Here is a 12,931-nt window from a genome sequence, read left to right as displayed (position 1 = left end):
CACTGAAAGCACGCCGGTGGCGCGCAGAAGGGCACGCGAATGGTCACAGTATTCCTCGTCGATGATCATGAAGTCGTGCGCCGTGGACTCATCGACCTGTTGAGTGCGGACCCCGATCTGCAGGTCATCGGCGAGGCCGGCACCGTGGCGCATGCGATGGCGCAGATTCCCGCGCTCAGGCCCGATGTCGCCGTCCTCGATGTGCGTCTGCCGGACGGCAACGGCATCGAGCTGTGCCGCGATCTGCTGTCGCGGCTGCCCGAACTGCGGTGCCTGATGTTGACGTCGTTCACCTCTGACGAGGCCATGCTCGACGCGGTCCTGGCCGGCGCGAGCGGATATGTCATCAAGGACATCAAGGGCATGGAACTGGCCGAGGCGATCAAGGCCGTCGGTGCCGGCCGGTCCCTGCTGGACAATCGTGCCGCCGCGGCGTTGATGGCGAAGCTTCGCAACGCCGCCGAGCGGTCCGACCCACTTTCGGGCCTGACCGATCAGGAACGGGTGCTGTTGGATCTGCTCGGTGAAGGCTTGACCAACAAGCAGATTGCCGCCCGAATGTTCCTGGCGGAGAAGACGGTCAAGAACTACGTGTCGCGGCTGCTCGCCAAACTCGGCATGGAACGTCGCACCCAGGCCGCGGTGTTCGTGTCGAAGCTGGACCGGCCGCGGCGCTCTGACGACTGATATGCCCGCGGCGTCAAATTCCTGGCGCGCGACTGCCGCGATGGCAGAATCACCCATGTGACACGCCAAGACAGCAGCGCCGGCCATCCGCTGCGAGCGCCACTCTCTGGGCTCCGGCTGCGTGAACTCCTCACCGAGGTTCAGGACCGCGTCGAACAGATCATCGAGGGCCGTGACCGGCTCGACGGTCTGGTCGAGGCGATGCTCACGGTCACGTCCGGTCTCGAACTGGACGAGACGCTGCGCACCATCGTGCACACCGCGATCGAGCTGATCGACGCCAGGTACGGCGCCCTCGGGGTACGGGGCACCGACCACGAGCTCGTCGAATTCGTCTACGAGGGCATCGATGAGGAAACCCGCTGCAAGATCGGCCCGCTTCCCCAAGGGCGCGGCGTGCTCGGCGTACTGATCGACGAGCCCAAACCCATTCGGCTGGAAGACATTCGCACCCACCCTGCCTCGGTGGGGTTTCCCGAGAACCACCCGCCCATGCGTACGTTCCTCGGTGTACCGGTGCGCATCCGCGACGAAGTCTTCGGCAACCTGTATCTGACCGAGAAGGCGTCCGGGCAGCCCTTCAGCGAAGACGACGAAGTGCTCGCCCAAGCGCTGGCCGCGGCGGCCGGCATCGCCATCGACAACGCACGGCTCTACCGCCAGTCGCAGCAACGCCAGGCCTGGATCGAGGCCACCCGCGACATCGGTACCGCCCTGCTGTCCGGAACCGAGCCGTCGCGGGTGTTCCGCCAGATCGCGGCGGAAGCACGCTCCCTGACAGACGCGGATGCGACGCTGATCGCGGTTCCCGAGGACGACGATGCGCCGAGTAGCGAGATCACCGAACTCCAGGTCATCGACGTCGTCGGCGATGTCCACGCATCGCTGGGGGCACTGGGGGCCGACGGACCCATCGGCCGGGCGTTTCACGATCGGACGCCCCTGATCTGCCGGGCCGCGGAGTTGCCCGAAGCGATAGCGGTCGACATGACGTCGGCACTGGTGCTGCCCCTGCGCACCACCGAGAGCGTCATCGGGGTGCTGATCGTGCTGCGGCGTGCGGGCCGGCCGGACTTCACTCCGGATCAGCTGGACACGATGGCCGCGTTCGCCGACCAGGCCGCGCTCGCCTGGCAGCTGGCTGCCAGCCAGCGTCAGAAGCGCGAGCTGGACGTGCTGGCAGATCGTGACCGCATCGCCCGCGACCTGCACGATCACGTCATCCAGCGACTGTTCGCGGTCGGTCTCACGCTCCAGGGCGCGATCCCACGCGCCAAGTCCAGCGATGTGCAGCGGCGCATCACCGACTGCGTCGACGACCTCCAGGAAGTGATCACCGAAATCCGCACGGCGATCTTCGATCTGCACGGCAGCACCGCCTCCACCACCCGGTTACGTCAGCGCCTCGATGCCGCTGTCGCCTCCTTCTCCAGCCACGAACTGCACACCACGGTCCGCTACGACGGTCCGCTCTCGGTCATCGAACCCGATCTGGCCGATCACGCCGAGGCCGTCGTCCGCGAAGCGGTGAGCAACGCCGTTCGTCACGGTAAGGCCAGCGCCGTGAGCGTCACCGTCAACGTCGACAACGACTTGCGTATCGAGGTCGCCGACAATGGTCAGGGGCTGCCCGAGGGAATCACCGAAAGTGGCCTCGCGAACCTTCGCCGACGGGCGCAGGACACCGGCGGCGACATGACCCTCGAACCCGGCGTCGACGCCGGCACAGTCCTGCGGTGGTGGGCGCCGCTGCCCTGACGGGCGAGTCAGCCGTCGAGGACCACTGCCCTTGGCCGCCAACGAAGACAGGCCCGCTCCACCGCACGCGCTCGTCGGCAAAGGCCCTACGGCAAGTGACGTAATGCTCTGTCGCTCGTGTCGGGCCACCTGCAGGATCGTCGTATGAGAAACGAGCAGTGGGCGCGACCTGAATCGCTCCGCGTCGATCTCGACGACAGGTCTTGCGAGGTGAATCAGATGTCCGAGACGTTCCCCGATCATCAGACGATTTGCGCAGCCATGGCGCTGGCAACGCGTGCCCCCTCGGTCCACAACACGCAGCCGTGGCGGTGGCGGATCGGCTCGAACAGTGTGCACCTGTATGCGGAGTCGTCACTGCACCTGATTCATACCGACCCAGACGGACGCGACCTGTTGATCAGTTGCGGTGCGGCCCTGCACCACGCGACCGTGGCCTTCCACGCGCTGGGCTGGCAGCCGGCGGTGCGCAGATTCCCCAATCCGGCCGAACCCGATCATCTCGCCGCGATCGAGTTGACGCCCTGCACCCCGGAGCAACCCGACATCGCGCTCGCCGCCGCGATTCCGCGGCGCAGAACCGACAGGCGCTACTACAGCGGCTGGCCCGTGCCACTCGGCGACATCGCTCTGATGACCGCGCGTGCCGCCCGTCTGGGCATCGGACTCCGCCGGGTGAAGCTCAATGACGTCCTCACAAATGCACTGCGCCAAGCTGTTTCGCATCATGTGCACGATCCGGACTATCTCACCGAACTGACGGTCTGGAGCGGGCGCTACGCGTCCGTCGCCGGAGTGCCCGCTCGAAGTACGCCCACACCCGACCACAGCGCCGCGCTGCCCAGCCGCATCTTCGCCGGACCCGTGCTCAACCAGGCCGCAGGTACGACGGCCACCGATGACAACGGTTCGCTACTGGCGCTCGGCACCACGACCGACGCTCCGATCGATCGACTGCGGGCCGGCGAAGCAACGAGCGCAGTTCTGCTGACTGCCACCGCACAGGGACTGTCAACGTGCCCAGTCACAGAGGCATTGGAGAATCCCGCATGCCGAGCCATCGTCCGGTCGGACGTTTTCGGCGACGAGTTGTTCCCGCAGATGCTCATCCGGGTCGGCTGGGCACCCCTCAACGCCGATCCGCTGCCCGCGACCCCGCGCCGAGCGCTGACGGACGTCATTTCCCTTCTGCACGAAGACAACCCGGCGATGGGCTCACAGGCAGCTAGCGACGAGGAGGCGGATCGATGATCGCGCACCGCACCCGGATGTTCGCCCGGGTGCTCGGGCCCTACCTCGTCGTCGCGGCCGCTTCACTCGTCACCCGGGCCGATTACGTCAAGACACTGCTGCACACGTTCGGGGACAACTCCGTATGGCCCTGGATCACCGGCGCGTTCGTCTTACCGATGGGACTTGTCGTCGTCACACTGCACCCATACTGGCGCGGAGCTGCCGCCGCTACCGTGTCGGTCCTGGGCTGGTTGACGGTACTCAAGGGTGTGGCGTTGATGACGTTCCCCGGGGCGTACCTCACGACGGGACAGGAGGTGCTGGCCGGCGCACCGTGGTGGCAGGCCGGCGTGATCGTCACCGGACTGGCCGGGCTGTATCTCACCGTCATCGGATGGTCGCCGGATCGGCGCTCAGCCCCGTCCGTCGCCGTGCCTTCCGAGTCTTGACGCGCACCAACGACACTCGGCTCTACCAGCCACGGCGGGCGTGGCAGGTGCCGAAGGTCCCTACGACCGCGGTCCATCAGCCCTGCTCTCGAACCGCCGACAGGCGCAACATCATTCGCGAATACCGCACCGTTGGCGGGCCGGCCCGTAAAGGACATCGATGAACGACAACCAGCTCACCGCTCTCGATGCCGGATTCCTGCAGGCGGAGGATTCCGACAGTCATGCCAATCTTGCCGTCGCGGTGGTCGCCATCATGGAGGGCCCAGCACCGGACTTCGCCGAACTGCAGGCAGTGCTCGACGAGCGCTGCGCCACCCTCCCCCGCTGCCGACAGGTGTTGCACTCCTATCCGCTCGACCTCAGTGCGCCGGAATGGGTACCGGCAACCAATTTCGACATCACCCATCACGTCCGCCGGCTCACCGTCACAGCGCCCGGTGATGACACCGCGGTTCATCGCGCGGTGGCGGGCTTGATGGAGCGCCGCCTCGACAGATCCCGGCCATTGTGGGAAGCGTGGATGCTGGACGGTCTGGCTGATGGTCGCTGGGCGATCGTGGTGAAGCTGCACCACTGCATCGCCGACGGTGTCGCGGCGACAGCGATGCTCGCAGGCATCTGCGACAACCAGTGGGCGGACCACGATGAAATCCCCAACCTCCCTTCGGTATCGGACCAGCGTCCGTCGCGCGCCTTCAATCCGATCACGCTCGGCACTGATGCGTGGCGGATGGTGCGGTCGACGGCGCGCAGTGGGGTGCGGATGGCGTTCGGGGCCGCTCAACTCGTGGCCGGCGTGCTCACCACGTCGACTCAACCCCTCAACGGTCAACTCAGCGACATGCGCCGATTCAGTGCTGTCGAGGTCTCGCTGCAGGATGTCCGGATGGTCGCCAAACGGTTCAGCGTCACGGTCAACGACGTGGCTCTGGCTGCCATCACCGACGGTTTCCGGTCCGCGATGCTGCAGCACGACATGCAACCTTCGGCCGGGCCGATCCGCACCGTCGTGCCGGTTTCCGTCCGGCCGGCCGAACTACTCCACGTGCCCGACAACCGGGTTTCTGTGTTGCTGCCGGACCTACCCGTTGATCGGCCGGATCCGCTCGAACAGCTTCGGCTGGTCCACAAGAGGCTGACGACAGCGAAAGGCAGTGGGCAGCGCCAAGCCGGCTCCTTCGTGGTTGCCGCAGCCAATCTGATTCCGTTTCCGGTGATGGCTTCTGCCGTGCGGCTTTTGGGCCGGCTGCCGCAACACGGCGTCGTGGCCGTGACGACGAACGTCCCCGGCCCGAACCGGCGAATGCGCTTGATGGGCCGAAAGATCGCCGCGCTCGTGCCGGTGCCCCCGATTGCGATGGGAATGCGCACCGGTATCGCCATCATGAGCTACGCCGACCGCCTGACGTTCGGCGTCATCGGTGACTACGACGCCGAGCTCGAGGCTGACGAACTCGCCCGCGGCATCGAGCACGGAATCACTCACCTGATCGCCGTCGCGTCTGCTGCGACGCACACCCGCCGGCTGGGCAACCTGATGCTGCTCAGCGGCTAGACCCAGGCGTTACCCTCTGTCGCGCAACGCGTTATGCCGCGACCCACAGCGAAGGACTGGACCGTGATCGATCAGCAATGGGACTCGGACAACTCGATCCTCACCATTCGTCCCGAATCACCCTTGAGCACCGGCGATTTCGCCGCGCTCGCCCACACCGTCGACCCGAAGATCGAGCACGGCGACGACCTTGCCGGCCTGATCATCGATGCTCCCCGTTTCCCGGGGTGGGACAGTTTCGGCGCGATGGTGACCCACCTGCGATTCGTCCATGACCATCACCAACACGTGAAAAAGGTTGCCGTCGTGACCGATTCACCGATGGCAGGCATTGCACAGCACCTGGTTGCGCATTTCATCGCTGCGGAGATCCGGCCGTTTCCCGAAGGCCGGGTCGAAGACGCCAGGGCGTGGATCACCGGCGGCGGTCAAGCTGAGGACCCAAGACCCTAGTCGCCGCAGCCCGCTGAGCGCACAGTCGTCCTATGACGAGGACACACATTGCCGAGGCCGCGGTCTGCGGTGCGGCACTGCTGTACGCGGCACGCCGGTACTACCGCAACTGGGGTACGACAAAGGAAGAATGCGCAAGACGATTGCCGGGTGACGAGCTCGTGCGCTCACCTGCGCTGCAGTCGACCGAGGGCATCTTGATCGACGCACCGGTGCGCGTCGTGTGGCCCTGGCTGATGCAACTCGGCGAGGACCGCGCCGGTTTCTATACCTATGAAACGCTGGAAAGCCTGCTCAGTCGCGACTACCACGGCGACCACGCCATCCGTCCGGAATGGCAACGACTCGAACCCGGCAACCCGGTGCGCCTCACCCCGCCGGGATGGCTCGGCCGACGCGGGGGCGTCCTGCTGCGGGTCGCGAGCGTCGTCGACAAGCGGGCGATCGTGCTGCGTGGGACACCGCCGGATTTCCCGTGGGACGCGGTGTGGTCCTTCCATCTCGAACCCCATTGGGATGACCAGTGCCGCCTGCTGGTGCGCACCAGGGCGGGACTCCGTCACCCCGGCCAGGTCTTCGTCACCGAAGCGGCCGGTCCGGTGATATCGCTGACGGTTCGCGGCATGCTGCTCGGGATCAAGGAACGGGCTGAGTCGACTCCGGTGGGGACCTGCACCCCGGAACCCGCGGCCTGACCAGGTTTCTCGAGATCGGGCTGAGGGTATGGCTGCGACGGTGACCTACACCAGGTTCCGGCCGGCACTACGACCCTGGACTGTCGCCGTGCTCGCCGGACTCCTCGGTTACTGCGACTTCCCGCTTCAATGGGTCGTCGGGTCTCCGCTGAGCCCCACCCGGTCCTACATCAGTGAGCTGGCAGTCGCCGGCCAACCGTACTACCAGGTCTTCCGGATCGGTGACCTGGTCGCCGGCATCGGCCTCGCGATACTCGCGGGCGTCCTGGTCATCTGGCACCCCTCGTCACCGATGCGACTCGGGAGCACAGCGCTGGCGGTTGCCGCCGCCACTTCGATCGTCGACGCCCTGTCCCCCATGAGCTGCGCCCCGTCGGTCGACCCCCGGTGCTGGGCAGCCGATCACGCCGCATTGTCGACACAGCTGTCTCAGTTGCACACCGTCTCCGGCGTCGTCGGTTTCACCGCGGTCCTGTTCGCGATGGCGGCGTATGGCATTGCGTTGAGCAGTCGGCCGGCCACGCGTCATCTGGGATCGGCGGGCCTCACCTGTGCGGCAATCGGAGCGATACTCGGCGGCATCGAAATCGGCACTGCGCTCGCGGACACAGATTGGACGGGGCTGTTCGAGCGCATCCATGTTGCCCTTGTCGGCACGTTTCTCCTGACGTTGACTTTCGTCGTCGCGCGCGCCACAAGCCCGGCCACTCGACGATCAGTGGTCAGTTCGCTTCCGCACTGAATTGCGGGTCGCCATGGGCGACCGACGGCCTGGCACCCTCAGCCACCGATGGGCTCCCAACGCCAGTCCGTGACCTCGGGCAGATCCTCACCGTGCGTCCGGATCCACTCTCGGTGGCGGTCATGAGCCGCCACCATGTCCGCGCGCAGTGTGCGCACCGCCGGACCATCGAGTCCGGGCATCAGGTCGATGGCGTCGATCACCAGTTGGAAGCGATCCATCTTGTTCAGCACCAGCATGTCGAAGGGCGTTGTCGTCGAGCCCTCTTCCAGATATCCGCGCACGTGCATGTGCTGATGGTTGCGGCGACGGTAGGTCAGCCGGTGAATCAACGACGGGTAGCCGTGGTAGGCGAAGATCACGGGCCGATCGGTGGTGAACAGTGTGTCGTACTCCGCATCGGTCATGCCGTGCGAATGTTGGGTGTTCGACTGGAGGCGGAACAGGTCGACCACGTTGACGACGCGGATTTTTATCTCCGGCAAGTGCTTTCGCAGTATCGATACGGCGGCGAGCACCTCGAGAGTCGGCACGTCGCCCGCACAGCCCAGCACCACGTCCGGGACCGAGCCTCCGTCCGTGCTGGCCCATTCGAAGATGTCCGCGCCGCGTGCGCAGTGCACCGCCGCCTGCTCTGCCGTCAGCCACACCGGAGCGTCATTCTTCCCGGCGACGATCACGTTGATGTAGTCCCGGCTGGCCAGGCAATGCGCTGCCACCGACAGCAAGGTGTTGGCATCCGGCGGCAGGTAGATGCGGGCGATCTCGGCGCGCTTGTTGGCGACATGGTCGATGAAACCGGGGTCCTGGTGCGAGAAGCCGTTGTGGTCCTGACGCCATACGTGCGACGTGATCAGGTAGTTCAGGGACGCGATCGGCGCACGCCACGGCAACTGCCGACTTACCTTGAGCCACTTGGCATGCTGGTTCACCATCGAGTCGACGACGTGGGCGAAGGCCTCGTAACTGTTGAGCAGGCCATGGCGCCCCGTCAGCAGATAGCCTTCCAGCCAGCCCTGGCACATGTGCTCCGACAGGACTTCGAGCACGCGCCCGTCGCGAGCCAGATGCTCATCGCTCGGCAGAACCGTGGCGCTCCACTGTTTGTCGCTGACCTCGTATACCGCACCGAGCCGGTTCGACGCGGTCTCGTCGGGTCCGAACAACCTGAAGTTGCGGTAGCCGGCGTTGCGCACCATGACCTCACGCAGATACTTGCCGAGCACCCTGGTCGGTTCTGCCGTCGTGTCGCCGGGCCTGACCGTGGACACGGCGAATTCCCTGGCGGCCGGCAGGTGCAACGGTGTCAGCAACAGGCCACCGTTGGCATGAGGGTTCGCACCCATCCGATGTTCGGGCGCCGGCACGTTATCGGTGACCAGCGCTGTGGGACAACCTGTTTCATCGAACAGTTCGTCGGGGCGGTAGGAGTGCAGCCAGTCCATGAACTGTCGACGATGTTCGGGGTCGGTACGGACGTCGGCGAGGGGCACCTGATGCGAACGCCACGTGCCCTCGACGGGCAGGCCGTCCACCCATCGTGGTCCGGTCCAGCCTTTCGGTGTCCGCAGCACGATCATGGGCCACTGCGGGCGCGCCGGCGCCGAGGCCACGCGCGCCGCAGTCCGGATTTCGTCGATCATCGCCACGACGCGATCCAGTGCCGCCGCCATGTCCTGATGCAGCTGGTGCGGATCGTCACCGCTGACGTAGATCGGATGGTGCCCGTATCCCCGCAACAGACAGTCGAGTTCAGCGTCGGTGATCCGGGCCAGGACCGTCGGATTGGCGATCTTGTATCCATTGAGGTGCAGGATCGGCAGGACTGCGCCGTCGGTCGCCGGGTTGATGAACTTGTTGGAATGCCAGCTGGCCGCGAGCGGGCCGGTCTCTGCTTCGCCGTCGCCGATTACGCACGCCACCAACAGGTTCGGGTTGTCGAGCGCCGCACCGTAGGCGTGCGCCAGGGAGTACCCGAGCTCGCCACCCTCGTGAATGGAGCCCGGAACTTCAGGCGCCACATGACTGGGAACGCCACCGGGAAAAGAAAATTCGCGGAACAATGTCGCCATCCCGTGGCCATCACGGGTGATGTCGGGACGAGTTCGGCTGTAGCTGCCCTCGAGCCAGGCATTCGCGAACAGCGCGGGCCCGCCATGACCGGGACCGATGACGTACATCGCGTCGAGATCGTGCTCGATGATGGCGCGATTCACGTGCGCGTAGATGAAGTTCAGCCCGGGCGAAGTGCCCCAGTGGCCCAACGGACGGGGCTTGATGTCCTGTCGGGCCAATGGTGTTCGCAGCAGCGGGTTGCCCATCAGGTAGATCTGACCGGCCGTGAGATAGTTCGCCGCGCGCCAGTACGCATCGACCGATCGCAGGCGGGTAGCCGGTGACGAATTGCTCAGCTGACGTGTGGCGCTGGTCATCGGGTGGACTCGCGAGCGTGCGGCCGAGCAACGAGCACCGGGCAATTCGCCTGGTGAATCAGTTTGTGACTGGTGGACCCGAGCAGCAGTCCGGTGGCGTCTCCGCGGCCACGACTTCCCGTGACGACCAACTGGGCACGCTGGGCGTGGCTCAGGAGGACCTGCCCCGGGTTGCCGATCGCCGTGATGCGACGGACCACGACATCGGGGAACTTGTCCTGCCACCCTGCCAGTCGTTCAGCCAACAGCATCTCCTGCTGTTCCTCTCGAGCGCGTCCGGCCAGATCATTCCAAGGCGGTTCTTCGTAGTAGAAGTAGGCCGGCATATAGCTCCAGACGAGCACGGCGACGAGTTCTGCACCGCGCATCGAGGCTTCTTCGAATGCCCAGGCGATCGCCTCTTCGCAGTCCGGAGAGCCGCTGATCCCCACCACGACGGATCCCGTGACGGGAACCCCGGGCGCACGGACCACGACAACCGGACTGTGTCCGTGTGCAGTCAACGAGACCGACACCGAGCCGGCCAACAGACCCGTGAACGCGTTCAGTCCCGTTGAACCCACGACAGTCAGGAACGCGTCCTTGGACAGCTCTGCCAACACCCGCGCCGGACGCCCGGCCACCCTGGACAGGGTCACCTCGAGGTCAGGGTCCAGCACCTGCACGTGGTCCATTGCTTCATCGAGGAAACGCTGGCCGGTCGTCTCCAGGTATTTGAAGAACCCCTCCGAGGCACCCGGATTGAACCCCATCGCAAAACTCTCGAAGTCGACGGCGTGCACCAACCGGAGCGGAAGGTTGCGCAACTGTGCTTCGTTGACGGCCCAGTTCAGGGCCATCAACGATGAGCTGGATCCATCGATTCCGACCAAAATGTAAGGACGGGGCGATAATTCGGTCACGTTGTCCTCCGATGACGCTATTGTCCGATGCCACGACGGTACGAGTGCGGCCCATCGGCTGCTATGGCCGAAAGTCACTCGTTGAGTGACCACTCGCCACCGCTCCATGCCGTCGACCCTGGTGACTCATGCGGCGGCCCGAGGGCCTATGTGCCCTCGACTCCGAATGCTTACCCGCGTGAGGATTCGATGACACATCTACGGTTCCGCACGCCCTGGCAGACCACTGCGGAGCACGCCAAAAGCACCGGGAGACAAGATGATCGAGGCCCACAGTGGCGACTCCGTCGTGGTCGGCATCGACGGTTCGACAGCTGCCGTGTACGCCGCGCACTGGGCGGTCGCCGAGGCCATCGCCCGAGATGTGCCGCTACGGCTGGTGAGTTGCGTGCAAGGCCCGCAGCGCTCGGATCGGATGACCATCGAATACGCACGCACCTGTCTACGCGCGGCGCACGCCGCCATCGACGACACCGCCGCGCAGGTCAAGATCGAGACCGCCGTTGTAGTGGGCGACCCAACGGCCGTGTTGGTCAGCGAATCCCGCCACGCTGCCATGGTGTGCGTCGGCTCCGTCGGGATCGGCCGCTTCGCAAAGGCGCTGCTGGGATCGACCGCGGCGGGTGTGGCCGAGGGCGCGGAGTGCCCGGCCGCCGTGGTCCGCAGTTATGCACCGCGCCGACGGCTCCCGGCGGGGTCGATCGTTGTCGAGGTCAATGATTGGGAAGAGAATCACGACGTGCTGGCCGCGGCGGTCGCCGAGGCGCAATTACGTGGACGGCCCATTCTCGCGGTAGGCGTGTGTCCGCCCGAGACCGGGATGAGCGCCCGCCAGGAGTTACTGCGTCGTTGCGCGGTGTGGCACGACCTCTACCCCGACGTGTACATCTCGACGGTACCCGTCGCGACCAGTTTCATGCGATTCCTCCGGACGACGCCCGAACCGATCAGCGTGGTCGTTGTCGGCGCCCGCGAGGCCGCTGAGCTGGTGAAGATCGTCGGCTCTCACGCGGACTCCAACTCCGACAATCCGTCTGTGCTCGTTGCGCGGGCGTGAAATGTCTGAGGGCAGGTGACCGCGAACGGCCACCTGCCCTGTCAACGGTCTGACTACCGGGCCTGCGGGCGGGCGACCAGCACCGGGCACTCGGCATGCTGAACCAGCCGGTGACTCGTCGACCCGAGGAACCACCCGGCCACGTTTCCGTGTCCGCGGGTGCCGGTGACGATCAACTGCGCGCGCTGCGCGTAGCCCAGCAGGACGTGCCCGGGGTGGCCGGCAGCGACCACGCGACGGACCGTGACTTCGGGGAACTTCTCCTGCCATCCGGCCAACCGTTCGGCCAGCAACATCGCCTGCTGGTCCTCACGGGCCGGTCCCGGCAGCTCTTCCCACGTGGGTTCGATGTAGTCGAAATAGGCTGGCACATAACTCGATACAAGAACGGCGAGCAGTTTCGCACCGCGCAGTGACGCCTCCTGGAAGGCCCAGCCGATCGCCTCCTCACTGTCGGGCGCACCGCTGATCCCCACGACGACGGGTCCACCGGCATGCTGGCCGGGGGCGCGGACCACGACGACGGGGCTGTGGCCGTGCGCGGTCAGTGACACCGCCACCGACCCCGCGACCAGGCCGGTGAATCCGTGCAGCCCACTGGATCCGACAACGGTCAGGAAGGCGTCCTTCGACTGTTCCTCCAGCAGCTGTGCGGGGCGGCCGACGAGATTGTGGACGGACACCTCCACCTCGGGCGCGAGCGCCTGCACCCGCTCCCTGGCTTCGTTGAGGAAGTTCTGGCCCGACGTCTCCACGAACTTGAAGAAGCTCTCCGAGGCGCCCGGATTGAAGCCCATGACGAAATTGCCGTAGTCGACGGCGTGAACCAGCCGCAATGGCAAATTACGCAGCTGTGCCTCACCGATGGCCCAGAGCAGCGCTTCCAACGATGACCGCGAGCCATCGATGCCGACCAAAATGTAAGGGCGAGGAGATAACTCGGTCATGGGGTCCGCTCCAGACGA

The 12,931-nt window shown here is 65.7% G+C and carries 12 protein-coding genes; 9 read left to right on the top strand and 3 right to left on the bottom strand.

All coding sequences use genetic code 11. The features are described 5' to 3' along the window. Positions 1-39: 39 nt before the first annotated feature. The 8 genes from dosR to ACJEIK_RS13140 all read left to right on the top strand — a co-directional run bounded on the left by dosR (position 40) and on the right by ACJEIK_RS13140 (position 7,575). Positions 40-687, top strand: a complete 648-nt coding sequence (gene dosR / locus ACJEIK_RS13175) for a hypoxia response regulator transcription factor DosR/DevR (protein WP_061001401.1) — start codon at positions 40-42, stop codon at positions 685-687. Positions 688-735: 48 nt separating this feature from the next. Further along, the gene (locus ACJEIK_RS13170; protein WP_166428186.1) at positions 736-2,445 is read left to right on the top strand and encodes a GAF domain-containing protein; all 1,710 of its coding nucleotides are present in this window, start codon (positions 736-738) and stop codon (positions 2,443-2,445) included. Positions 2,446-2,664: 219 nt separating this feature from the next. Next, entirely contained in the window at positions 2,665-3,696 is a 1,032-nt protein-coding gene (locus ACJEIK_RS13165) for an Acg family FMN-binding oxidoreductase (RefSeq protein WP_409431576.1), read from the top strand. A gap of 17 nt (positions 3,697-3,713) precedes the next feature. Beyond that, positions 3,714-4,127, top strand: a complete 414-nt coding sequence (locus ACJEIK_RS13160) for a hypothetical protein (RefSeq protein WP_061001419.1) — start codon at positions 3,714-3,716, stop codon at positions 4,125-4,127. A 160-nt stretch (positions 4,128-4,287) separates the two neighbouring features. Further along, positions 4,288-5,685 (top strand): wax ester/triacylglycerol synthase family O-acyltransferase, encoded by a 1,398-nt coding sequence (locus tag ACJEIK_RS13155; RefSeq protein ID WP_061001403.1) that lies wholly within the window; start codon positions 4,288-4,290, stop codon positions 5,683-5,685. 63 nt (positions 5,686-5,748) lie between these two features. Beyond that, positions 5,749-6,138 carry an STAS/SEC14 domain-containing protein gene (locus tag ACJEIK_RS13150; protein WP_064858873.1) on the top strand — a complete coding sequence of 130 codons (390 nt, stop codon included), beginning with the start codon at positions 5,749-5,751 and terminating at the stop codon, positions 6,136-6,138. A gap of 32 nt (positions 6,139-6,170) precedes the next feature. Next, complete coding sequence (locus tag ACJEIK_RS13145; protein WP_061001404.1) at positions 6,171-6,833, top strand: hypothetical protein; 663 nt, start codon at positions 6,171-6,173, stop codon at positions 6,831-6,833. A gap of 28 nt (positions 6,834-6,861) precedes the next feature. Next, positions 6,862-7,575, top strand: coding sequence for a DUF998 domain-containing protein (locus ACJEIK_RS13140; RefSeq protein WP_061001405.1), 714 nt, complete (start codon positions 6,862-6,864; stop codon positions 7,573-7,575). A 38-nt stretch (positions 7,576-7,613) separates the two neighbouring features. Here the strand turns inward: ACJEIK_RS13140 and ACJEIK_RS13135 are convergent, their stop codons facing one another. Together ACJEIK_RS13135 and ACJEIK_RS13130 are read right to left on the bottom strand one after the other, a co-directional pair. Further along, positions 7,614-10,007 carry a phosphoketolase gene (locus ACJEIK_RS13135; protein WP_061001406.1) on the bottom strand — a complete coding sequence of 798 codons (2,394 nt, stop codon included), beginning with the start codon at positions 10,005-10,007 and terminating at the stop codon, positions 7,614-7,616. After that, positions 10,004-10,909, bottom strand: a complete 906-nt coding sequence (locus ACJEIK_RS13130) for a universal stress protein (protein ID WP_409431575.1) — start codon at positions 10,907-10,909, stop codon at positions 10,004-10,006. Before ACJEIK_RS13130 ends, ACJEIK_RS13135 begins: the two co-directional genes overlap by 4 nt. A gap of 259 nt (positions 10,910-11,168) precedes the next feature. Here ACJEIK_RS13130 and ACJEIK_RS13125 point away from each other — a divergent pair, with 259 nt between their 5' ends. Continuing rightward, complete coding sequence (locus ACJEIK_RS13125; protein ID WP_061001408.1) at positions 11,169-11,966, top strand: universal stress protein; 798 nt, start codon at positions 11,169-11,171, stop codon at positions 11,964-11,966. A gap of 53 nt (positions 11,967-12,019) precedes the next feature. Here the strand turns inward: ACJEIK_RS13125 and ACJEIK_RS13120 are convergent, their stop codons facing one another. After that, complete coding sequence (locus ACJEIK_RS13120; RefSeq protein WP_061001409.1) at positions 12,020-12,913, bottom strand: universal stress protein; 894 nt, start codon at positions 12,911-12,913, stop codon at positions 12,020-12,022. Positions 12,914-12,931 lie beyond the last annotated feature (18 nt).

This window comes from Mycobacterium sp. SMC-16 (genome assembly GCF_046250085.1).
Lineage (GTDB): Bacteria > Actinomycetota > Actinomycetes > Mycobacteriales > Mycobacteriaceae > Mycobacterium > Mycobacterium phocaicum.
This window is presented reverse-complemented; position numbering and strand designations above follow the sequence as displayed.

Bases quoted from the DNA above. Each gene is read 5' to 3' on its own strand.
- dosR (WP_061001401.1), top strand. From the start codon at position 40: ATGGTCACAGTATTCCTCGTCGATGATCATGAAGTCGTGCGCCGTGGA.
- ACJEIK_RS13165 (WP_409431576.1), top strand. From the start codon at position 2,665: ATGTCCGAGACGTTCCCCGATCATCAGACGATTTGCGCAGCCATGGCG.
- ACJEIK_RS13160 (WP_061001419.1), top strand. From the start codon at position 3,714: ATGTTCGCCCGGGTGCTCGGGCCCTACCTCGTCGTCGCGGCCGCTTCA.
- ACJEIK_RS13155 (WP_061001403.1), top strand. From the start codon at position 4,288: ATGAACGACAACCAGCTCACCGCTCTCGATGCCGGATTCCTGCAGGCG.
- ACJEIK_RS13145 (WP_061001404.1), top strand. From the start codon at position 6,171: ATGACGAGGACACACATTGCCGAGGCCGCGGTCTGCGGTGCGGCACTG.
- ACJEIK_RS13140 (WP_061001405.1), top strand. From the start codon at position 6,862: ATGGCTGCGACGGTGACCTACACCAGGTTCCGGCCGGCACTACGACCC.
- ACJEIK_RS13135 (WP_061001406.1), bottom strand. From the start codon at position 10,007: ATGACCAGCGCCACACGTCAGCTGAGCAATTCGTCACCGGCTACCCGC.
- ACJEIK_RS13125 (WP_061001408.1), top strand. From the start codon at position 11,169: ATGATCGAGGCCCACAGTGGCGACTCCGTCGTGGTCGGCATCGACGGT.
- ACJEIK_RS13120 (WP_061001409.1), bottom strand. From the start codon at position 12,913: ATGACCGAGTTATCTCCTCGCCCTTACATTTTGGTCGGCATCGATGGC.